The organism is Chryseobacterium sp. RU33C (assembly GCF_900156015.1).
GTDB classification, from domain to species: Bacteria; Bacteroidota; Bacteroidia; order Flavobacteriales; family Weeksellaceae; genus Chryseobacterium; species Chryseobacterium candidae.
Genome location: NZ_FTMT01000032.1, coordinates 1 through 22,651 on the forward strand (window position 1 = coordinate 1; position 22,651 = coordinate 22,651).

The 22,651-nt window shown below is 34.0% G+C and carries 20 protein-coding genes; all 20 read right to left on the minus strand.

The window, feature by feature from the left end; all coding sequences use genetic code 11:
• Positions 1-172 precede the first annotated feature (172 nt).
• Positions 173-1,759 (minus strand): hypothetical protein, encoded by a 1,587-nt coding sequence (locus BW946_RS19700; RefSeq protein WP_076597798.1) that lies wholly within the window; start codon positions 1,757-1,759, stop codon positions 173-175.
• Positions 1,760-2,260: 501 nt separating this feature from the next.
• The gene (locus tag BW946_RS19705; protein ID WP_139326048.1) at positions 2,261-3,931 is read right to left on the minus strand and encodes an autotransporter outer membrane beta-barrel domain-containing protein; all 1,671 of its coding nucleotides are present in this window, start codon (positions 3,929-3,931) and stop codon (positions 2,261-2,263) included.
• 295 nt (positions 3,932-4,226) lie between these two features.
• Positions 4,227-5,729 carry a hypothetical protein gene (locus tag BW946_RS19710; protein WP_076597800.1) on the minus strand — a complete coding sequence of 501 codons (1,503 nt, stop codon included), beginning with the start codon at positions 5,727-5,729 and terminating at the stop codon, positions 4,227-4,229.
• A 27-nt stretch (positions 5,730-5,756) separates the two neighbouring features.
• Complete coding sequence (locus tag BW946_RS19715; RefSeq protein ID WP_170872111.1) at positions 5,757-6,110, minus strand: MliC family protein; 354 nt, start codon at positions 6,108-6,110, stop codon at positions 5,757-5,759.
• Between the two features lie 297 nt (positions 6,111-6,407).
• A complete protein-coding gene (locus BW946_RS19720) occupies positions 6,408-6,926 on the minus strand; it encodes a hypothetical protein (protein WP_139326050.1) in 519 nt (172 codons plus the stop codon).
• 643 nt (positions 6,927-7,569) lie between these two features.
• Entirely contained in the window at positions 7,570-9,093 is a 1,524-nt protein-coding gene (locus BW946_RS19725; RefSeq protein WP_076597803.1) for a helix-turn-helix transcriptional regulator, read from the minus strand.
• A gap of 79 nt (positions 9,094-9,172) precedes the next feature.
• Positions 9,173-9,499, minus strand: coding sequence for a transposase (locus BW946_RS19730; protein WP_076597804.1), 327 nt, complete (start codon positions 9,497-9,499; stop codon positions 9,173-9,175).
• A gap of 275 nt (positions 9,500-9,774) precedes the next feature.
• Entirely contained in the window at positions 9,775-10,191 is a 417-nt protein-coding gene (locus BW946_RS19735; protein ID WP_076597805.1) for a transposase, read from the minus strand.
• 129 nt (positions 10,192-10,320) lie between these two features.
• Positions 10,321-11,817 carry a tetratricopeptide repeat protein gene (locus tag BW946_RS19740; protein ID WP_076597806.1) on the minus strand — a complete coding sequence of 499 codons (1,497 nt, stop codon included), beginning with the start codon at positions 11,815-11,817 and terminating at the stop codon, positions 10,321-10,323.
• A 35-nt stretch (positions 11,818-11,852) separates the two neighbouring features.
• The gene (locus BW946_RS19745; protein ID WP_076597807.1) at positions 11,853-12,152 is read right to left on the minus strand and encodes a PDDEXK nuclease domain-containing protein; all 300 of its coding nucleotides are present in this window, start codon (positions 12,150-12,152) and stop codon (positions 11,853-11,855) included.
• Positions 12,153-12,217: 65 nt separating this feature from the next.
• Positions 12,218-12,865, minus strand: a complete 648-nt coding sequence (locus BW946_RS19750) for a response regulator (RefSeq protein ID WP_228402655.1) — start codon at positions 12,863-12,865, stop codon at positions 12,218-12,220.
• Entirely contained in the window at positions 12,862-13,596 is a 735-nt protein-coding gene (locus BW946_RS19755; protein ID WP_076597809.1) for a sensor histidine kinase, read from the minus strand. Before BW946_RS19755 ends, BW946_RS19750 begins: the two co-directional genes overlap by 4 nt.
• 645 nt (positions 13,597-14,241) lie before the next feature.
• A complete protein-coding gene (locus BW946_RS19760) occupies positions 14,242-15,675 on the minus strand; it encodes a hypothetical protein (RefSeq protein ID WP_076597810.1) in 1,434 nt (477 codons plus the stop codon).
• Positions 15,676-15,685: 10 nt separating this feature from the next.
• Positions 15,686-18,490, minus strand: a complete 2,805-nt coding sequence (locus BW946_RS19765; protein WP_228402657.1) for a collagen binding domain-containing protein — start codon at positions 18,488-18,490, stop codon at positions 15,686-15,688.
• A gap of 9 nt (positions 18,491-18,499) precedes the next feature.
• The gene (locus BW946_RS19770) at positions 18,500-19,300 is read right to left on the minus strand and encodes a fimbrial biogenesis chaperone (protein ID WP_228402659.1); all 801 of its coding nucleotides are present in this window, start codon (positions 19,298-19,300) and stop codon (positions 18,500-18,502) included.
• Between the two features lie 80 nt (positions 19,301-19,380).
• A complete protein-coding gene (locus BW946_RS19775) occupies positions 19,381-19,926 on the minus strand; it encodes a peptidoglycan-binding protein LysM (protein WP_076597812.1) in 546 nt (181 codons plus the stop codon).
• Positions 19,927-20,127: 201 nt separating this feature from the next.
• Positions 20,128-20,673, minus strand: coding sequence for a peptidoglycan-binding protein LysM (locus tag BW946_RS19780; protein ID WP_076597813.1), 546 nt, complete (start codon positions 20,671-20,673; stop codon positions 20,128-20,130).
• Positions 20,674-20,875: 202 nt separating this feature from the next.
• Positions 20,876-21,418: a peptidoglycan-binding protein LysM gene (locus tag BW946_RS19785; RefSeq protein ID WP_076597814.1), complete on the minus strand. Its 543-nt coding sequence runs from the start codon at positions 21,416-21,418 to the stop codon at positions 20,876-20,878.
• A 297-nt stretch (positions 21,419-21,715) separates the two neighbouring features.
• Positions 21,716-22,042, minus strand: a complete 327-nt coding sequence (locus tag BW946_RS19790) for a hypothetical protein (protein ID WP_076597815.1) — start codon at positions 22,040-22,042, stop codon at positions 21,716-21,718.
• Positions 22,043-22,069: 27 nt separating this feature from the next.
• Positions 22,070-22,510, minus strand: a complete 441-nt coding sequence (locus BW946_RS19795; protein ID WP_076597816.1) for a transposase — start codon at positions 22,508-22,510, stop codon at positions 22,070-22,072.
• Positions 22,511-22,651 lie beyond the last annotated feature (141 nt).

Below are 22,651 nucleotides of genomic sequence, written 5' to 3' on the forward strand. Positions count from 1 at the left end.
TAATAAAAAGTTATTTCCGTAAAATTTTTTGAGCTATGAGGGCTCAAAATTTTCCAGAATAACTTTTTAACTTACACAGTTAGTGAGACACTACCTTAGCAATTTTGGATTGCAATTTAAAAGACTAATAATCTGGAAACTCTTTCTTAAATAAGTTTAAACAAGTTCTATATTATTGACCTAAATAAACAAAAACATTAACGCTTAAATAACTATTTTCAGTATCAATTGATAGTGCAGATTGTGATGCCGCATTATTTAATTCTACTGAGATAGTATGGTTATGATCTCCAGAAGCATTAGTGCCATTAAATAAATTCCCTACTGGAACAGTGCTCGTGTGTCCATAAGAACTACTGAGACCTTGACGATCAAGTGCTACTCTTGATGATGTTCCTCTTGCTAGTAATCCAGTGGCATTTTGGTTAAGACTGTGACTATGATTACCATTATTTGATGTCGTTCCTGAAAGTGTTATTTTTGGTAAATTAGCTCGTGATAACCTTACAGAGGTGCTATTACTACCATCTGTGCTTGCTAAAGTGCCTTTCATTTTTAATACTCTTTGTCTTGAATCAGGCAAGTTATTTGTAGAAAAAATGCGCCTTGCATTGGCTTGGCTAGTAGAGGGCAATGAGTTTATACTTCGTCCATTCAAGAAAAACCAACCATCATGGTCAGTTTGTTGAAAACCATATTTTACGTCTCCTATTTTATTTAAGTCATTAATAGCAACTTTTTTTGCTATCCCATCGCTGTCTAAAATCATTACTCTATCTGTAGATCCCACAGATGAGCTTTCTGGAACACTTCTAAATCTTACATTTCCATCTACGTCTAGTTTCTGAGTAGGATTATCTGTACCGATTCCAACATTACCCTCATTAGTAATTGTTACTTTGCGATCTACTGCACTTCCGTTGATTCCTGTAAATGTAGCAATAGGTTCATTTGCATTTCTATTGGTTACATTGAACGCAGAGGCTTCAAACTCTGACCCTACAGTAAATTTATCTGCACGAGCTACCCCTCTTATGTCTAATCTTTTGGTAGGTGCGTTAGTTCCGATACCTATTCTGTCATTCTGTGCATCTACAGAGAAAGTGTTGTCATCAAAATTAATAGCATTAGTACTATTTCCTCGGATAAATAATCTGTTGGCATCATTAGTAGTAATAATGGTCTGCTTTAGCAACTCTCCTCCCAATTGTACAGTAGTTCCATCTTTTATAAGCCCGTTGTTGGCAGGGTTATCTACTCCATTGCTTGCAGCAGGTAAAGTAACTGCACTAGTAACGCCATTTACAGTGCTGGTAAGTGTACTTCCTGCAATAGTAAGCAAATTGGTAGTAGAACTACTTACTTGCTTCCAAGTACCACCATTGACAGTTGAAGATTTGTTTTCATAAAACCAAAAACCTGGTTTCAATGTACCATCAGTAGCACCTACCCCTGCAACACCACCATCTTTGGTGTTATAGACAATCATCCCATCGTAAAAAGTAGGGTAATTATTTAGTATACCAAATGGCGCACCACCAAAAGTAGTAAACGTAGACAAATCTGTTCTTGGAAAAATTAAACCTTTACCTAGGTTAGGATTGCCATTTATACTGGTGTTTGAACTAGCATCTATAAAAGCAGAGCTATTTGTCGCAATACCAACGGCATCCGAATTCACTGTTCTAATTTGTGCAAATGAAGAATTGGCTGCAGTAATCGCAAGAATTGCGGTAATATATATTTTTTTATTATTCATGTTTTAAATGATTTTTGTCATCATACTCTATTCAGTATTGTGATAACTTTTTTTATAATTTATTTTTGATTTGATTTTGTATTAAAGCTTTTTAATTTTTTTTACGACACAAAAGTTTTTGCTTTTTTTAACACTTTAGTATACTTTAAAAAGTATAAGAAAATGCTATATAATCAATTTCCAATAAGATGAAAATTTTTGATTTTCAATATTGCTTTAGTGTGTTTCTTATACACAAAGTTGATAACTTAAATAGTGTAAGCTTTGAAAAATTTTTTGTAACTTTTGTGGTTAGGTTTAGACAGACTCGTTGTTACAATTCTGACATATCAGAAGCTTCATAAAAAAGAAAAATAGGCATTTACTCAAAATAATTAAGAAGAGAATAAAAGAGTTTTATGCTTCATCCACAAAACCTTTCTATTTGTAGGGAATGAGTTATTGCCAAGTTTCAATTTTAATGAAATACCTTGCTTATTAATATTTTAATAAAACTATTAATTATGGAACGGGTGAAGCATTGTCACCTCCAGTAATTGAACTTCCTAAGTTGAAAGTTTCAGATCCCAAATCAGTTATTTGATCTTTCGATATAATAAGTAATTTCACCCCCCAAATCATACTCCCAACATTTGGGCGAGCATTGGGAACATCTATATTTAATCTCCATGTAGCTCCTTCTTTAAATGGAGTTATATTAGGGATTTGAAACTGAGCAGATGAACCTGATAGAAAATTGAATCCAGCTCCAGGTGCTTTCAAATTTGTATCGAAACCAGTAACTAAAACACTATACTTACTGTGGGGAATTTTTGTATCAAAATTCGAAACCCAGTCATCTCCATCACTCTTAGTAATCAAATAATACTTATAATACATTTTAGATACGGATTGCTGGAATTCTGTTACATCAATTTTTTTTGCCTCCCCATTTGCATTTAATACCATAATTTTATCGGTAGGCAACAAGGTAGTAGTATTGGTTACTCCTCTCAGTCTTACATTTCCGTCAACATCAAGTTTTTGGGTAGGAACTATATTTCCAATTCCCATATTACCATCATCCAATACAGTGACCCTTCTTTGCGAACCAGTACCCGAGAAAGCAACAATAGGCTCCGAAGCATTTTTATTATCCACAGCTAATGCTGCTCCTTGCAAAGTAGATCCCACACTCAACTTATCACTAATAATTGCAGCTCCAGCCACATCTAATTTTTGCGCAGGTGTATTGGTACCGATCCCTATTCTATTGTTTAGTGCATCTACAGATAAGGTATTTTCATCAAAATTAATAACATTTGTACCATCTCCTCTGATAAATAATTCTTTGCCCACAGAGACGTCAATCACCGTTTGCTTTGTAAGTGGACCTCCCAATTGTATAGTAGTATCGTTTTTGCTAAGACCGTTGTTAGACGCTACAGTTGTTGCCGCAGGTAAATCACCCCAACTTGCTACACCTGCTGCATCACTGGTTAATACTTTACCAGAGCCTTGTGTACCGTCCGTAATTTTTACTTTTCCTGCAACGTCTAATCTTTGAGTAGGTGTATTGGTACCGATCCCTATTCTATTGTTTAGTGCATCTACAGAGAAGGTGTTATCATCAAAATTAATGACATTTGTACCATCTCCTCGGATAAATAATTCTTTGCCCACATCGGTACTAATAATAGTTTGCTTCATAAGTGGCCCTCCCAGCTGAATGGTATTACCATCTTTGCTGAGACCGTTGTTGGCAGGGTTATCTACTCCTGTATTAGAAATAGTAACAGAGCTTGTTACGCCATTCACTATACTGGTTAGGATATCTCCTGTATAAGATAATGTATTGGTAGTAGGAGAGCTTATTTGTTTCCAGGTTCCTCCATTCACGCTTTTAGATTTGTTGTCATAATACCAGAATCCGGGTTTCAGTTCTCCCTGTGTAGCACCTACCCCTGCAACACCACCATCTTTGGTGTTATAGACAATCATCCCATCGTAAAAAGTAGGGTAATTATTTGGTATACCAAATGGCGCACCACCAAAAGTAGTAAACGTAGACAAATCTGTTCTTGGAAAAATTAAACCTTTACCTAGGTTAGGATTACCATTTATACTGGTATTTGAACTAGCATCTATAAAAGCAGAGCTATTTGTCGAAATACCAACGGCATCCGAATTCACTGTTCTAATTTGTGCAAATGAAGAATTGGCTGCAGTAATCGCAAGAATTGAGGTAATATATATTTTTTTATTATTCATGTTTTAAATGATTTTTGTCATCATACTCTATTCAGTATTGTGATAACTTTTTTTATAATTTATTTTTGATTTGATTTTGTATTAAAGCTTTTTAATTTTTTTTACGACACAAAAGTTTTTGCTTTTTTTAACACTTTAGTATAATTTAAAAAGTATAAGAAAATGCTATATAATCAATTTCCAATAAGATGAAAATTTTCTATGATTTACTTCTTATTTAGAAACCTGAAACCTGTGCCCATTTATTACCCCCGTTAGGGCCTAAAAATACAAAAGTTACTGAAGCTCCTCCACCTATATTAGGGCTAGGAGGAGCCGCTCTCATGATTGATGAAGGTACATCTATTGCTCCAAGCCCAACATTCGTTACATAAACTGTTTTGCCAGGCGCTACGCCAGTAACAGGCAAAGTTAAAACGGCATTAGCCCCAGCATCTTTATTATATAATATAACATCCCAGTCATCAGATGCAGTGAAGGTAAAGTTACCGGTTTGCTCCGGAGAAACTTTTTTAATGGTTGCTGGTAAAGGATATAGCTTAGCCGTACCGTCTGCATCTAAGACCATCATTTTATCGTCTGCTTTTATGTTAGTACCAGTTGCCAAAGGCACTTGTCTAAAACGTACGTTACCGTCTACGTCTAGTTTTTGGGTAGGGCTGTCTATACCAACACCTACATTACCCGAACTTAATACATTAAACAAATCAGTGTCTGTATTTGGGGAAATAGCTCTTACTACTCTGGTCTGCGTAGATGAAGCTTTAACCTCTAACCTAGCCTGTGGAGTGGAGGAGCTAATCCCTAGATTTCCATTACTTAATAAGGTAAGCATTTCTAAATTACTAGAGTTATTGATTTGCAATGCTTTATCCGCAGGAAGAGCAGTTTGAGAAACTATAGTTAAACTTGCCTCGGGAATAGTAGTTCCTATCCCAATTTTTCCATTTTCACTTATTCTCATTCTCTCTAGCATCGGAAGTGAAACTCCCTCTCGGGTACTGAAAAATAGTCCTGCCCCTCCAGATTCACGAATAGCACCTATATTTGCGAACGTACCCGAAGATAGATTAAACGCATTTAAACCGATTATATTCCCTGCTGCCGCAGTACTATTTTCAAACAGTACCCTTGGGAAATCTAATGCAGAATTCGAACTTAATGTAAGCCTTGGGAAGCTTCCTGATTGATTCTGAATAAGCTGCTGTCCTACAACATGTAGACTTTGTGTGGGTGTATCGGTTCCTATTCCTACACGACCAGTACCAGTAAAACTGGTATTAAAACCCTCAGTTACAATTTTTGTATTTTTAAGTAATGTACCTCCTAGTTGCACATTGTTTGCTGTTGACATATTAAGACCATTATCTGCAGTTACACTAGCTGTACCAGAACCAGAGCCTATTCTTACCCATTCTGTGCCATCAAAATAGTAATATCCTGCACCTGTTACCTTTGTGGTTTTGCCACTATTGGGTGCTGCACTTGTAGCATAAACTAATGCCCCTGTTTGGGCTGAGGTATAAACTGCATCTTTTGCACTTAATTCAGTACCTGTTAATCTTGGTGCGATGATACCATCTACATTTGATGCTACCGCAGGCTTCCCTACGATGTCTAAAGTAGCCTGAGGTGTTGTGGTATTGATACCTACTCTGCCTTCTTGGGCATAAATGATACCTGTTGCAAGAAGTGCTACTGCTAAAAAATTTTTTTTCATTGTGTTAAATTTTAAAAAGGGTTATGTTTATTGTTTTTTTGCGATGATTGTGCTGTCTTTTTTTAGTTCCAGGGCAGTTCCTCTGCCTAGTAATTCGTAACCGCTCCCTGTATATTTTATTCCAGAAGCTGTTTTTTGGGCTTCTAATTGTACCTGATTTCCTTCAAAAAGTACAATGGCAGATTGGGTAGAATTATCGAAAATAATATCGACTCTTTTCATTTCTTTGGTAAAAAGACTGTCTATTACCAAATCGTCTGCACTACTGTATTCTGATGCTGAATTTTCTGTACCTGCGGAATTATCCGCTAATTCCTTTTTCTCTTTTTGGGTGCAAGACATCAGAAGTAGGCTTGCCAAAAGAAATACTGTTTTTTTCACTTGTGTATGTTTTTTTAGAATGTTTATTTTATTCTCCAATTTTAATAATGAGGTCATCTTGACTTTTAAAATTTCTTGCAAGAAATTTTAAAGTATATTTTTTAGCTCATTTTTTCATTTAGGAACAAAACGATTCTGCTTTCAGCATATTTATATGCTAAAAAATGAAGGTTTTGCTAAAAAATTTTGAAAGAATATTTTTCAGAAAAGAAATTGATTATCTCAATTTATTTGTTCGGAACCATTTGTTTCGAAATAGCTCCAAATTGAGTAGCACTACTATTTTTCTGATTTTTTTTAAGAAAAAACAACCGGAGGTGGCCGTACAGAAAATGCCATATAGTAATCTCCTGAAAAAGAAGGCGATAAATTATAGCTGATTAATTTTTGATAAAAAGGATAAAAACGAAGCTGTTCTTGAAAAGAAATATCGGCAGAAACCACAAACCCTGAGGTCTCGTTATTCACTACACCCGAAACCGACGGATTGTCTTGTCTATTGAATTTAGAGTCCGACGTATCACGATTGCTGTATGCATAATGTTTTTTTTGTGGTTCTACGGTTTTAGTTTTTTGTATCTTCTTTTTCCAAACAGAAGATTTATTTTTTTTAACAACAGATTTAGCAATTGATTTTTTATCAAAAATTGCAATTTTCTCTTTAGCTAAGGCTTTTTTTTCTGTTTTTACAAATACTTCATTGCAAATATAGTCACCTCCTGTAACATCAATAGAAGCCTGACTATCCGAATAAAGAGTATCGTGATTGGCGTGTACAATAGCTTCACCTGTTTGCGATACAATAGTGTCTTTCAAAACGTACAATTGCGCATTTGCGATTACGCTGCAAAGGACAAAGAAAACAAGCATCTTCTTCTTGAAGAAAGAAGAAAAAGCTATTGTTTTGTATTTCTGTACTGTTTGCAACATTAATTGTGTTTTTTTGTTCTATAAAAAAAAGTTCAATTTATTTTTTAAAAAAATTGAGGTAACCAGCAGCATTGATCTTGTATTTTTTTTAAGAAATAGTAGTATCTGCCGAACTATATAAATCATCATTTGTGTTTTGAGCGATATTTAAATAGAGTAACCTCAATTATGAAAAAACAACTATGGTCAATATGTCTGAAAATAATTCCTTTTTTTTAATGATGCAAAAGAATGACAATCTGTTTTGAGAGCAAAATCCCCACCCCCTCTCGAAACCCTCTTTATTTTAAATTTCTATTAGTCAGGGGGTTGTTGAAGATGAAAGGAAAGAGGGCAAGGTAAATTTAGCTTCAACTGAAATCTCTACATGCTTATTAGGTAAGAAAAAGCATTGTTCTTTTAGTGTAAAACAATCGAATATAGATTCAACTAACAAATGTAGAGGAAATACAAAACGTGAAAAGGAGAAGGAGACAAATTCTTCATAAGTCTCTCTCTGGATTTTAAAATCTAAAATGTATAGGATTAATTAAACATCAATATAATCTTTCAGCCATGTTTCCAAGTGGATTTCTGGAATGATGTTCACTTTTTTGCGTACATTATAACGTTTGTTTTCTATAGTTTTTAGAGATTTGAAAGTACAATTTGCAATTTCTTTTGTAGAAAATCCCAAATAAAGATAAGCACAAAATTCAAGTTCTGCAGGTTTAAAATCTGGATTTAGGGTAATTAATTTGTTTAAAAAATGAGGGTAAACTTCTTTGAACCTTGTGAAAAAGTGTGGGCTATTGTTTTTTGCCATATCTACCAATTCTCCAAAGGATTCATTAACCTGATTCTTTAAAACTTCTACTTTTTGATTTGATTCTTGCAGGTGTACTTCCAATATTTTATTTCTTTTCTTTGCTCTACGAATGATTATATACAGTAATACAACTAAAACAAGAGTAACCAGTGTAGACATCATGATGATTTTACTTTTTTTATATACAAAATCCTCATTTTGCTTGTTCATTAGTATCGCGATGGCCTTATCTACGGCTTTTTTCTGTTCTACTTTTTGGGCTTCTACTTTTTGATTGTATAGTTCTAGATATTTTTCTTGATTTTCTTTGTCCCCCATATCTGCGTATATTTGCGCAATTCTATTGAAAACGGAGTTCATATCAGAAAGATTCAGCTTTAGAGAGTCTATCTTTTTTATTACTTTAAAATAGTGAGAAAGGGATTTTTGCGGGTCTTCTTTTTCGTAAAAAACCGCCAATCCTAAATCTCCTACTCCGTAAGACTTCTTATAGTTGATAGAATCCAGAAATTTGCATTTTTGAAACATATTCAACGCAGATGTTCTGTTGTTGGCATATAAATAGTCTTGTCCTGCATTAAAATAATAATGCAATAACAAATCGCTATCATTAGTTTCTGACAAATAGGGCAGAATTTGTACGGTTAATCCATTGTATTTATCCAAAGAGTCTAATCTTTTTTCATCAAAATAGATGGTACCTAAATTTTGGTACGTTTTATACAATTCTTTCTTTGCTAAATATTCATTTTTGTGTTTTTCTAGATTATGGATTACTTTGTAGTAATTGTCTTTTGCTTGCATTGTTAAATCTAAATTGGTAAAAATATACGCTTCTAGATTGTCTAATTCTGCATACAGCAGGTAATCTTCTTTATCACAATATTTACGTGCTTCTTCTATGTATTTCAGGGCAATATTATCTAATCCCAATCCCGAAACTGCTAATGCAATATCTAAAGAACTTTTTGCAACTTCAGTTCGGTACTCTTTGGGGGTGATTTTGGACAATTTGTACGCCTTTTTGGCATATTCTAGGGAACTTAAATTATCTTGTTTGATGTATAAGGTTTTCGAAATCTCTAGATTTTTTTCGATTTGCTTTCGGGTTTCATCCTTGTCAGGAGTACACGACAAAAGACTAACACTTACCCATAAACACGTTAAATAATTCCAAAAGAAAGGATTTTTTTCATATTTTCTCATTAGAAAAAAAAGGTCATATTTCAGTGGATTCTTGTTCATTATTCCCAACTAATTTGGAGTCGTTAAATTAATATTTAATTCTGAAAACTAAAACACCAATGTATTTTTGATTCTCCTCTTATACTCTAAAGATTTTCTTCCATTTAGTCAAAGTGTTTCTACTTAGTTTGAAATGATTAGCCACTTGGATATTATTGAGCTTATTTTTTTTTTGATAATCTAATATTTTAAGAATATCACTTTTTTTATAAGATCGACATCTTTGATTGGCTAAAGATTTCTCTTTTTCTGCTGTACCAAAAATTCTTTTATTAAGTTCAAGAACATCAAGAGAAGACAATCGTTCTTTCTGTAGAATTGGTAGACATTCATTGAGTTTCTCTGGAAATTTTTTCTTTAAAATATCATTATAAATCAGCCTATAGTTAGGAATCGACTCTCTCATATATCAAATTTTAAACATTTAATCACTTTACTTTATATTTAACAGGTTCATTTTCAAAGAAGAATATTATATTAAGTCAGTCCAAAGACACATTTAATAATACAAATATCAATATAATATCATCTTAAAAATGATAACTATCTTATCTTTGAAAATACCTCAATTGTTATAAGAATAAACCAATACTTATTGTTTGAAAAGCTTTTAAAAGGTTCTTTATAAGCTTCAAATATCTAATTCTTAGACTGATAAAGATAAGATCCTACTAATCTTTATCAGGTTTTGTATTTGCTTATCCATTTATACAGAGTTGTTTTTGGAATATTGTATTGTATAATTACTTCAGCTCTGGACATTTCTCCAGAATTAATCTGCTCTAAAATAAAATCAATTATATCCTTTGTATAAATATTCTTACGAAACTGAGGAAGACTTGTAGTTATTTTATTTTTCTTATTATTGTTAGGGGGTGCATACAAAATCAAATGCTGTGTATATAATCTGAAAAAATCATACTCCAAAAGTTTACTCCATTTTAACAAAAGTTCCGTGTCTATGCTATCAGCATTAAACATGTCATTAATCTCTTTTTCAGTACAATTAAAAAAATTACAAATACGAGTCATTTGTATTGCAAGTTCTAAAACCTTTTTTTTGATTAATTCTCCAATACTGATATTTTTGAAATTCATTTTCAATTATAATTTTTGAATTGCAATAATGGACATTCAAAAAACAATCTCATAAAATAAAGAGTACCATTGAGGTATTATTTTTTAAAAAAAGGTAGTATTGACTTGTAAAATAGCTTTAGAGAACCATTAGCCTCCTAAAGTTTTAATCCACATCTCAGTGGCATCATCTACAGGAATATTCAATTTTTTTCTTAGGCTATTTTTTCTACCTTTTACAGTATGAATGGATGTAAAGGTAATAGATGCAATGTCTTTGGTTGTAAATCCAAGAAAAATGAAGGCACAAAGTGTAAGCTCAGAAACCCGTAATTTGGGATATATTCCTATGAGTTTATCAACAACTTCGGGATAGACTTCGCGAAAACGGGTAAAAAATTCTGGACTGTTGGATCTAGCAAGTTCAATTACTTCTTCAAAAGCTTCATTTAATTTTTTTTGAAGTTTCTGTCTTTCAATTTCTTTTTGGTTAATTATAGTATCAGATTTGCTTATTAGCTGCTTTCTTTTCCGTTTCACAATAATAAACACTCCTATGAATAGAAAAACGTTTATAATAGTTATTGCTATATATGTATATTTTTTGTTTTGGTCATTTTCATGCTGCAATTTTTCTTTCTCGAATTTAATAGTTTCATCGATAACAAAACTTCGCTCTTTCTCTTTTGATTTATTCTGATTATATTTTGTCTCATTAAATAAATTCCTAAAAAAAGTTGCTTTTTCTGTGTTACCTAATTGAGTATATATATATTCAAGATTGGAATAAACTTCTGATAAATGCCATTGTAAACTATTTTTCTTATTTTCATTAAGGATAGTATGATAATATCTAAGTGCTTCATTATATTTCCCTTGAACCGTATTAAGCTTTGCCAACCCCATAAAAGCATCTATAAATTCTGGAGAATTTATTTTTTTTGAAATTACTATTGACTTTTCGTAATAATACTTAGCTGAATCAACTTTTTTCTCTGATAAATAATAATCCCCAAATGCTCTAAAAAAAACAGCTTTCTCAAAATAAATATCACTATTTTCAATCTTATCAAATATCTTTTTCTCCTGAATGAGATAATAATACATTGAATCTTTTTTGCCAACTTTTGCATAAATTTCACTCAAAAATCCATTTACAGATGCTTCTGAAACAATATGATCTTTAATTCTATTGGTATTCTGAATAAGTTTTAAAGATTTTTGAAGGCTTTTAATTGCTAAAGAATAAAGTTCGAGATCTTTGTAATTACCTGCCAGCAAAGCATAATTTCGATAACCTAATTCAGGATCTTGATCAAAAAGTTTACTATATGACATCGATTTTTTAATATATCTAATACTTTCACCATATTTTTCAACATCATACAACGTAGCAGCTATATAAAAATTACCTAGTATCAATCCTCTTTCATAATTTATTTTTTCTGATTTTAAAAGAATCTTATGAGAAACAAGTAATAATTTACGGATATCATAATTCAGATAAAACTGTTCTGCTACCTTGGCTAGGGAATCTACTTCTTTCTTTATTTTATGTTCCTGAGCAAAGAAAATTCCATAAAATAAAATAGCAAAAAGAAATGAAAATTTTGTTATAAAGATATAGTATTTTGACCTATTTAGCATTTTGATTAATTTTCATAAAGTTTAAAATTGTCTATTTAATCAGCAGAAAGAATTATACCAGTAGATGGATTTTCATTCTTACCTCTTTCCAATCTGTCAAGCAAAGAAAGATAAAGGTTCATTTTACCAACGTGTTCAGCTTTAAAACGTCCAATCTTTAATTCTACAGCCAACAATAATTGTAAGCCTCTATGAAAGAAAAGTAAATCTCCAAAGTATTCTTTATTATTATATTCTAAATGGTATTGATTACCAATGAAAGAAAAGCTTTTATCTAATTCCAATTCTTTTACTAGTTCTTTAATTCCTAAAAAAACCAGTTTTTTGGGGATCAAGAATAAAATCAGGGGAAACTAAATTGACTTATTTTTAAATCACAATCGTTTTTTTGATAGAATATTTACTGATTATACAACCTGAGAATCTCCACCAGTTCAGGTATAGATCGTATCTTCAGCTTCTCAAACAACCTGTTTTTGTAAGTACTGATCGTGGATGAATGAAGATTCAGCTGATTAGAAATTTCTTTGAGGGGAAGACCTTCTGCAAGTTTATTGGCAATTTGCAATTCGCGGTCTGATAACGCTTCAAAGGGAGATTTTTTTGCCGCGCCATTTAATGATTCTAAAAAGATAGCTTCTTTTATATTGTCACTTACATATCGGCCCTTACTGAGCATCGCCGTTAAGGCAGTCTCAATAACTTCAGTGGAGCTTAGCTTGCTGAGATAGCCACCAGCACCCATTTTCAGATAACGCATCCCATACAACTCTTCATCCTGCGAAGAAAATATTAAAATTTTTAATTCAGGCTGGTGAATTTTTATGTAATCTATTGCTTCCTGAACAGTACCATTAGGCATATTAACGTCCATAATGGCCAGATCAAATTCTTCTTTCAGAATTAATTTATACAGCGATTTATAATCCTCTACTTCTGAAATAATGGCATCGGGTCTGAATCGTTTGATTGTTTGTATCAAACCCATTCGGACGATACCATGATCATCTGCCACAACAATGCGAATGTTTACTTTTAAACCCATCATTCTATAAATTTACGTAAAAAAAGGGAAACCGTAGTGCCTTTATTTTCAGCGGAAATGATTTGGATGTTTCCATTAAGCAAGGATATAAAATTTTTTACAATTTTCAAACTTAATCCAACTCCTTTCTCGCCCGCAGTTCCCAGGAATATGGGATTATCATAAGTGTAGATCGCAGATAAATACTTTTCATTCATTCCTGTCCCGAAATCAATTATGGAAATCACAATCTGATCACTTTCCGTAATTACCTGTAAATAAATATCTTGATCCGGAAAGGAGTATTTTAGCGCATTGTTAAAAATTTTATCTAAAACATATTCGAGCAACAGGCGATCGCTTGCAAGCCATACATTCTGATCACCTTTAAAATAAAATTTAATGTTTTTTTCTTTTAATTTTGCAGCGTATTTTTCTTCTAAATAGTGAAAAAGATTCATCACCATCATTTTAACGGGTTTAATCTTAAATTCACCGTATTGTGTTTTTAGCCAGGCAATGCTGTCCTGGGTAGTTTGCAGATTCTTCCGGGCATCGCGTTTTATCTGCGGCAACAACTTAAAAAAATCTTCCTCACTTAAAGTTTTTTGCTCCAGCTCTTCTATAAGCCACAGAAAAGTTCCAAACAGTTCTTTTGAGTCATGAGACAATATCGAGATCAGTCCGTTCTTGAAATTGATTTCGTTTTCCAGTCTTTCGATTTTTAATTGGAGTTCGTTGATAAAATCATTCATAAATTAAGTATCACGGTTTTAGAAGCTGTTTGAATTATTTTTTGAAAGAAGGCAGAAAGGGTTATATTGCTTCAATGCAACTAAAAACATATAGTTCAGACCTTTCTTCCAGAAGGCAGCAAGTTAAAAAAAATATCATATTAGTTTAAAAAAAATCAAATGGGATTTACCTGAAATAATACATGTCCTTTTTTATCTCACAAAAATGACTGTGTCAGATTCCATGAGAATTTTGACTCTGGCAGACTGTTTACCGGTATTATCGAAAATAGAGAAAAGGTGAAATATAGAACAGTATCAACAGATTACTGATCACAAACAGCTGAATGATGCAAGATAAAAAATGGCAGCCTGAAGTAACAATCATTGATAGCCAGACTACCAAAATACATCTACAGGTATTGAAAATATAGGGGTTTGATGAAGGAAAAATCATCAAAGTAAGACAACGTATTTATGGCGATACTTCAGGAAATCTTTTGGGCAGTTTTGTATTTTCCGACAATTACATGATGAAACCACAGCCATAAAATGCTGTCACAAAATGCATTCAGAAAACGAATTATTGGAAGGCATTCACCTTATTTATACTGATGAAGGAATTTTTCATCAGCCAATAAGAGGATTCATTTTCAAAAAGTATTGTTAGATTGCCGTAAAGCTGTAATAAACATTGATAGAGTAAGTGGTATTTTCCTTACCAACCAAACTTTGTGCACCCGCAGGTGATATGGTGTATCTTACGTTCAGTCCGCGGTCCAAAACCGGTGTTCCGTTAAAGAGGAGTTTTTGAGGCGTTTTGGATAAGGGAACATTTACAGAACTTCCATCCACGCCAATTTGTAAAATATTTGAATTAATGCTGGTCTGCAGACCGCCTTTCTTGAAATAATTTTCGTCCGATTTAACATACAGCTCAAAATTTTCATTATTAGACAACATAATTTGGTTGGGAATCATTTGTGACTGACCGTCAGTGTAATGGGCTGCAGTATTAAAATTGAAGTTTACATTGCGTCCTGAACCGGGGATGGTGATCTCCGAAAGAGGAAGCACCTTTAGCTGAACAGCTGTATTTTGCAAACTGTTAATTGAGTTATCTGTACTTCTGGCATTGAAGTTCAATTCAAATGTGTAAGTTCCGGCTTCAAAAAAAAAGTTTTTAAAATCATCCGCAGATACATAAAGCTCCGGAATGAAGTTGCTTCTGTTTCCCGCTACAACACTGAAATTAGCAGCGGAAAAATTCTGAAAATCGGCAGACAAGGCTTTGGTTGTGAGTCCGGATCCGTTACTACCCAATTTAATGCTTGCTATATTTCTGGTTCCTGGAACACCTTTAGAAGAAGTAAACTGAATGTTTGTGGAAGCAGCTTTCGCCCAAAAATTAAAATCGACCGTATGCGCGATTTCCGTATTTCCCAAATCCCATACCCGAGTGCTGGTATTGCGGTAGTCATTCAAAGAAGATATTTCTATGTATTTTGTTAACGAGTTTGTGATCCATCGCATAGATGAAGGAATGACTAAAACTGTTTTAAAATTACGTGGTGTGAAATCATTATAATTCTGAGTGATATCCATGGAGTAATTCCCGGCCCGAAAGGCATTGGCAGTAAATTGTGAGGCAGGAATTTTAAATGTAAAATTGATATTTCCCCGGTTGAATCCTCCCGCCAGACTGATCGATGGTGGTTCAAACCATTTTATAGCACTTGTACTGAATGACTGAAAACCTGGCAAATAACCTGAAAATCCAGTAGATGGCAGCTGTCCGCCCATACTTTCTAATTGCCACAGAAGAGTGGAACTGGGTAAAGTAAGTGAGGAAGAAGAGTGAGTAAAATTTGGCCCGGAAACAGAGGTAAATGTAGGAGCTATGGGAAATAATCCCAAAAAAGCATAATCCCAGTTTGTTCTGTTGGCGTTCGTCATTACCCTTATAGGCACTGAGGTAAATTCGTTCCTGTTAAAAATAGTATTGTCAGGAACCGACAGGTACACATCCTGAGCTTTCATGACTGTAGCCCCACAGAACACGGTAAAAATTCCTATTAGAAAAGTCTTCATCTTTTTCATACTTTTAAATTTAAAACTTTTTCACCTTAATGTTGGTGTCTTTCTTCTTATATTCAAAAACCACGGTTTTTGAATACCCTTCTTTTGTCACCTGAATAGTTTGGGTAGGTTGTGTATAACTGTATTTGTCATTTTCAATATAAAGGCTGTATTTTCCATCTTTCAGGAAAAACTCAAACTCATTTTTTTGGTTAACCACGGCAGTATAAATCACTCCATCTTCACTTTTTGCATACACCACTATTCCGGTTACATCCGTTTCCAAAACATCATAGGCTTGTTTAATCTCTGTTAATTTCCCACTTACCCTGATGTTTTTCACCAAGCCCACTTTGCGGTTAATATTACTATGTACCATAATAGCAGGATCCATCATCAGTCGGGCACCTGCACTTTCGTTTACCTTCAGTGTGTAAGTACCTTCGGGTACATTCTGAAAAAATACTTTTCCGTTCTTATCCGTCATCGCTACATAATTCTCCAGTTTTACAATTTCATTAACAAGTACCGATTCGCCGGATTCCAGAAGTCCATTGAAATTTTTATCTTCAAAGAACTGAAACACCACTTTATGATTTCCGAGAGCCGTAGCTGTGGTAAAATATTTTTTAATCCCCACTCTGAACTGGTAATAGCTGCCACTGCTTGCATATTCAGCCGTAGATTTATAACCTGAAAGATTAAAATAACCTGTGGTGGACCAGGAAGGCGAAATCTTATATTCCAGATTACCGGTGATATTGCTGTTTAGATTTTTATAAAGTTCCGAATAGAAAGTCCCGGCTGAAAAAGATCCGGTGAGATTATGATTAAACATCTGGAAATTATATGAGGCATAAACATTATAGTTGGCGAAATTATGGGTTACATCATAATAAGAATTTAAATCAAAGACACTGGTTGCGTTCCATTGAGCTGTTCCGTTGAGGGAGAATGATTTATATCTGTAAGATAAAGTTGTTTTCAAACTGTTGAACCAATCCGGTTTATTATTCTCTTTTGAATAAGAATATTCCGCCGTCAGGTTCAATCCGTGAGCACCTAATGTAGTACTGATATTGGCTTCCAAACGGTAAGAAAAAAGTTCCTGCGATGTGTAAAAATTAGCTGTTTTTTGCTTTTCAACCTTTGGAGACAGTAGAAAATTCCACTTTCTTAAAGAAAACTGATACCCTAACCCCAAAGCTTCTGTACTGTTGAAATAATAACGCAAATTAGCAGTATTTCCAGGCTGAACTGGCTCATTCTGGAAACTCAGGAACTCAGGTTCTATCTGCGAATTCTGATATTGTATGAAAGCGCGCTGAGAAGCAGAAAATTGGCGGCCGATCCGCTGATTTGAAAAAAAGGATCCCCGTTTAATCCCTGCATAACTTTTAGTAGCAAAGGAATTAAAAGATTGTATATCCCATTTCCCTATTTTCCCTTCGTAATTGGCTCCCATTGAAGCTCCTGCGTTTTCATCTTTGTTCAAAAGGCCTTTTTCATGGCTCACACCCACTTCCGTACGGATTGAATGTTTATCGTTAATAAAAAATGATGTTAGTGCGTTCGCTACCTGCGTATCTACGTTAAGACGCGGATCATGGTCGAAAATATAGGACACTTTCCCATTGAAAGATTTAGCATTCCCAAAAGCATATTTTGCCCCCACCATGGTAGATCCTTCTGTTTGTTGGAAATAAGTACCATACAGATTATAATTATTTTCCAGCGCGAGAATTTCAATCTGATTATTTTTACCAAATTTGGTAGAAACCTTCCCTCCTCTTCCGAAAACCGGATAATCGTAATCGCTGCTATTAACATTTCCCACCCGTAATACCGTATTTTTTCTCTCCAGTTCCAGCCAGGTATCATACAGGTTGTAACGGCCGTCTTCAAGATAGTAATCTGCGCCAATATTGAAGTGTGATTTCAAATTCTCAGTCACCCGAAATGCTGTGTTTCCCCTCAATTGAAGAAAATTAAGACGTGAACTGTTTTCATTATAGCTCATTTCTGCAAAATTGTTTCCGCTCACCGCTTCGTTTCCCCGGGCAATTTGTCTGTTATGCGATAAAACAACTAAGTAAAGTGTGTTGCTTCCCACAATTTTATTGTCAAGCAGGTCTGTAACTATTGCATTAATATTAAATTCAGGATAAAGTGTATTCTGTTTTCTTACCGCAATTTTGATCTCAACCGTTTGTTTTTCTAAACCTTCCAGCGATACTGTTTGTTGTTTTGGTAAAATTTCCAAACCATCAGGAATAGATTGTAAATCAATCTTAACGGTTCGTTTACTATAACTTTGGTTTTCTACAGTCAGCAGAATTGTGGACTGCGGCAAAGCAGGATTAATGAAATTTTCGTATGTGGCGGTATAAACTGCGATGTTTTTGTTCTCGCCTTTAGCGACGAAGAACGAGGCATTTTCAGTTCTGGTGGCCGTTGGTGTGGTGTAAGAAATCTGGAATTGAATCTCATTGGATTTCAGCTTCATAAAATCCACATTGGCGATCAGTTTCACAGGAAGATTTTTAGACTGTCCCGCACCTAAGGTAAAGTCATTTTTGGGATAGAAAAGCAATCCCGGATAGTTTTCCTTAGGTAGGATATTCTGAATAATAATCTCTTCAGAACTTTTATTCTCAATGATTAGAAAATTAGTAAAAGTAGAACCCTTCTCAACCGCTACACTGTCATTTTCAAAATGGATTTGAATATCTTTCTTTTCCTGCGCAAAGGCCAACGAAAAGTTCAGAAGAACAAATACAAAAAATAAGATTGTTCTTCTTAGGATTGATAACGATATTCCATTCTGTGGTTTCAAAACGTAATTTTAAAATTTAAAGTTTTTTTCGCCTACGCGTAAGTCATTGGATTCTGCCATTTTGATAATAACCACGCCAAGGAAGTTCCCTGAAATGTTCTCTGGTAAAGAAAACTGAACAACCTGATTGGTATCCGGAAGCATGGAGATAGCAATTGAAGGCAATTTTATTTCCTTACCACTGTCTGTGTCTGTGAGTTCAAACTCAACGGTGGCATCATTGATGGTGTTTCCATCATTATGGATACTTACTGCGACTTTTCTGTTCCCTGTACTCTCATTATCTGCCTCTGAAATATTGGTAATATCCAAACTTTTTACATGGTTTCCCGGTGGAGTATAAAAAATGTGAAGTCCCACTTCAAATAAGGTGATAATACCAATACCATTCTGAACACGTGCTTTATCTGCCTGCTGAGGAAGTTGGGTGAAAAACAACATGCTGTTTGTGACGGCAGACTGTGATGCGTTTGCAGGAATCTGCATGGTTACTACAATCTCCTTTGTACTTTTCGCAGGAACTGTTACAGCGTTTTCTAAGGTGGATACCCAGGAAGCATTCGAAGTTTTTGAACTGCCTGCTTCAAGATAAACCTTATTACCGTCTTCTTCTCTAACCCAATCTTTATAGTTCAGGTTAAAAACATAATCCTTATCCGAACTGTTTTGAAGCGTGACTGTCTTTGTTACTTTTTGTCCCGGATTACCTGTGAAAAACAAGCGTGTAGGCGACATAGAGATACTTTGTGCCAGAAGTGAAGAAAAGCCTGTGAGGATACAGAAAATGAAAAGGTGAATAAGCTTGTACATGGTGTAAATAGTTTAATACAAAAGATTTCCAAAACTACTGAAAACATAGCAAAAGGAACCTTTACCAACTATAAATTTTATTATAAAGCAGTCGCGGTATAGATTACTGTTTGCGTATAAGTTCCGGCTGGTTTTCCTAAAATATCAGAAGATGAGGATTTTGCCGCTGGAATGGTGTAGTCCAGATTCAATGTTAAGGCACTTCCAAGAGGAGCATTGGCTACCAAGGTTCTTTCTCCTGGAGATAAAACCACATCGTTTTTTGTTCCGCCCATTGTTCCAGGAGCTGCTGCAGCTTTGATTGTCAAAACATCTACAGGGATTGATTTTAAACCATTAACGAAATTCGGACCACCTGCTTTTACCTTTACATTAAAGACTTTTGTTGAAGTGATTTTCAAAGCGGAGGCCTGGGCAACTGTTTTGTCCGAATTATAGTCCGCTGCAGTAACATAGTTAAAGGCAATTGCACCACCAATTGCTGTACTTCCTGCATCGATAGAGATTACATCTTTCAGGGTAATGTTTACAGTTGTGACTGCGGTTGTATTCTGAGCTTGAACATTCTTGGTTCCTAATATCATTACTCCAATAGTGAAGGCTGTGATTACAATTTGCTTTGTCATGGTAGTATTATTTAATTGTTATTCTTATTTAATTGTTCTCTTTTGAACATTACAAATCTACAGCGGTGATAAAAGTTTCTTTGTAGTGGAAAAAGGAAGTTAACGTAGTAAAATAACTACAGGATTACTCATTGGGTTTAAACAGAAAAACCCTCAATACTTAGAAAATACTGAGGGCATATATATTGATGTGTTTTTTTATTATAAAGCAGTCGCGGTATAAGTTACCGTTTGTGTATAAGTTCCGGCTGGCTTACCTAAAATATCAGAAGATGAGGATTTTGCTGCTGGAATGGTGTAGTCCAGATTCAATGTTAAGGCACTTCCAAGAGGAGCATTGGATACTAAGGTTTGATCCGTTGCAGATAAAACTACAGCACTTTTTGTTCCGCCCATTGTTCCGGCAGCTGTAGCTGCTTTGATAGTTAAAACATTGACAGGGATTAAGTTGGTTCCATTCATAAAATTAGCACCTCCTGCTTTTACTTTAACATTAAAGTTCTTCGTGGAAGTAACTTTTAAAGAGTTGGCTTTAGTAATTGTCTGATCAGAGTTATAGTCTGCTGCAGTAACATAGTTAAAATCAACCGTATTACCAATTGCTGTACTTCCTGCATCGATAGAGATTACATCATTCAGGGTAATGTTTACAGTTGTGGTTGCGGTTGTATTCTGAGCTTGAACATGGTTAGTTCCTAATATCATTGCTCCAATAGTGAAGGCAGTGATTACGATTTGTTTTGTCATGGTAATACTATTTAATTGTTATTCTTATTTAATTGTTCTCTTTTGAACATTACAAATCTACAGCGGTGATAAAAGTTTCTTTGTAGTTGAAAAAGGAAGTTCATGTAGTAAAATAACTACACGGTTTATTCATATGATAAATATGAAAGGCCTCAATACTTTTGTAGTATTGAGGCCTTTTTATTTAAAATTTGTTATTTGCTTACAATGCAGTGGCAGTATAAGTTATTTTTTGTGTGTAAGTTCCCTGTGGTTTTCCGAGAAGTACCCTAGATGCATTTTCCGCCGAAATGGAGTAGGCAATATTTAAAGACTGTTTGGTACCTAAACTTGCATTACTCACCAGCACCTGATCATGTGCAGATAAAGTAACCTCATTCAGAGTTCCCACCAAACTTCCGCCCGGTATTGCTTTTACCTGTATTATATCTACAGGAATTACGTTTGCACCACTTACAAAGTGTGTACCCTCAGATTTTACTTTTACATCAAAATTTTTGGAGGAAATAATGACTAAACTATTGGGAACGGTCACATTTTTTGCTGAATTATAGTCATTTGTATTCCCATAATTAAAATCTACAGCGCCTTCAGAAGCAACAGAACCAATGTCCACTGCAATAATGTCCGATAAAATAATATTTACTGATGTACTTACCTGCTCTGAATTTTGTGCCATAGCCTGTTGATTTCCTAAGGCTATTGCTACCAGAGACAGTGCAATGATAAAGATTTGTTTTTTCATGATTAATAAATTTAGAGAGGTGTATAAAATATTGTCATTCAGAACTAATTATAAATCTAATAACATTATCTAACATTACCAAAGCCTTTTTCATCATTGACTACATATTGTCATCATAAAGTATAAGGATATTTTGATCTGGGGTTAACTCTTATTATGATCTTTTACCGTTATCAGTACGATAGGTCCGAAAACTGATGTCATTATTCATGGATAAAAATTTTAAACTTTACATCATACATTCAAGTCATTTTTGTAGCTGGACCTATTGATATTTTACATGGTAATCATAAAATATTATTTTCGGAACAATCTTTTCCATTTCGTTATACTATTCCTACTTATATTAAAATGTTGTGCAGTCTGAGTGTTATTCAAACCATATACTTTCTGATAATTTAAAATTCTAAGGATAGCTTCCTTATTATATGACCGGTATTTTTGACTGGTCTGCTTACCGGATCTGTCTTCTTCACCAAACAACATTTTATTAACCTTTATTACACTGAGAATATCCAGGTTATTTTTTAATAAAGGCTTAAATTCTTCACTTCTTTGCGGAAACTTTTTTTTAATAAGATCCATGTAGATATAATTATAATTGGGGTAGTTGATCTTTTCCATTATAAAATTGATTTTCTTTGACCTAGACTATGGCCTGGCTTGTTTATTACTATACTTATATAACCATCTGTGCAGCGTTGTTTTAGGAATTTTATATTCATTAATCACATCACTCATACTCTTTTCACCCGTTTCGATGATTTCCAAAATAAAATCAATCAACTCTTTGGTATAGATACTTTTCCGGAACTCCGGCATTTTAGAATGGTCCGTATTCAGATGTAAAATATGATTTACATTTTGAGGAGCAAACAAAATAAGGTGTTGAGTGTAGATCCTGAAGAAATCATATTGTAATAATTTACTCCATTTAAGCAAAATATCCGTATTCATATTTTCCGACTGGTACATTTCTTCAATTTTTTCTTCATTACATTTAAAGAATTTACCTATGCGCTCCGGTTCTATACCGCATTCTTCCACTCTTTGCCGGATCAAAGATCCTATATTTATAGTCTTAAAATTCATGAATAAGATTAGTATTATAACTTCAATAATAATTTTTGAGAGCAATTCTGATCTACAAATTATATGAACAATCGAAATTAATGATTGTTCATATAATGCAGTATTTAGATATTGTGTTTTATAAATAAAGAACTAAAGGTA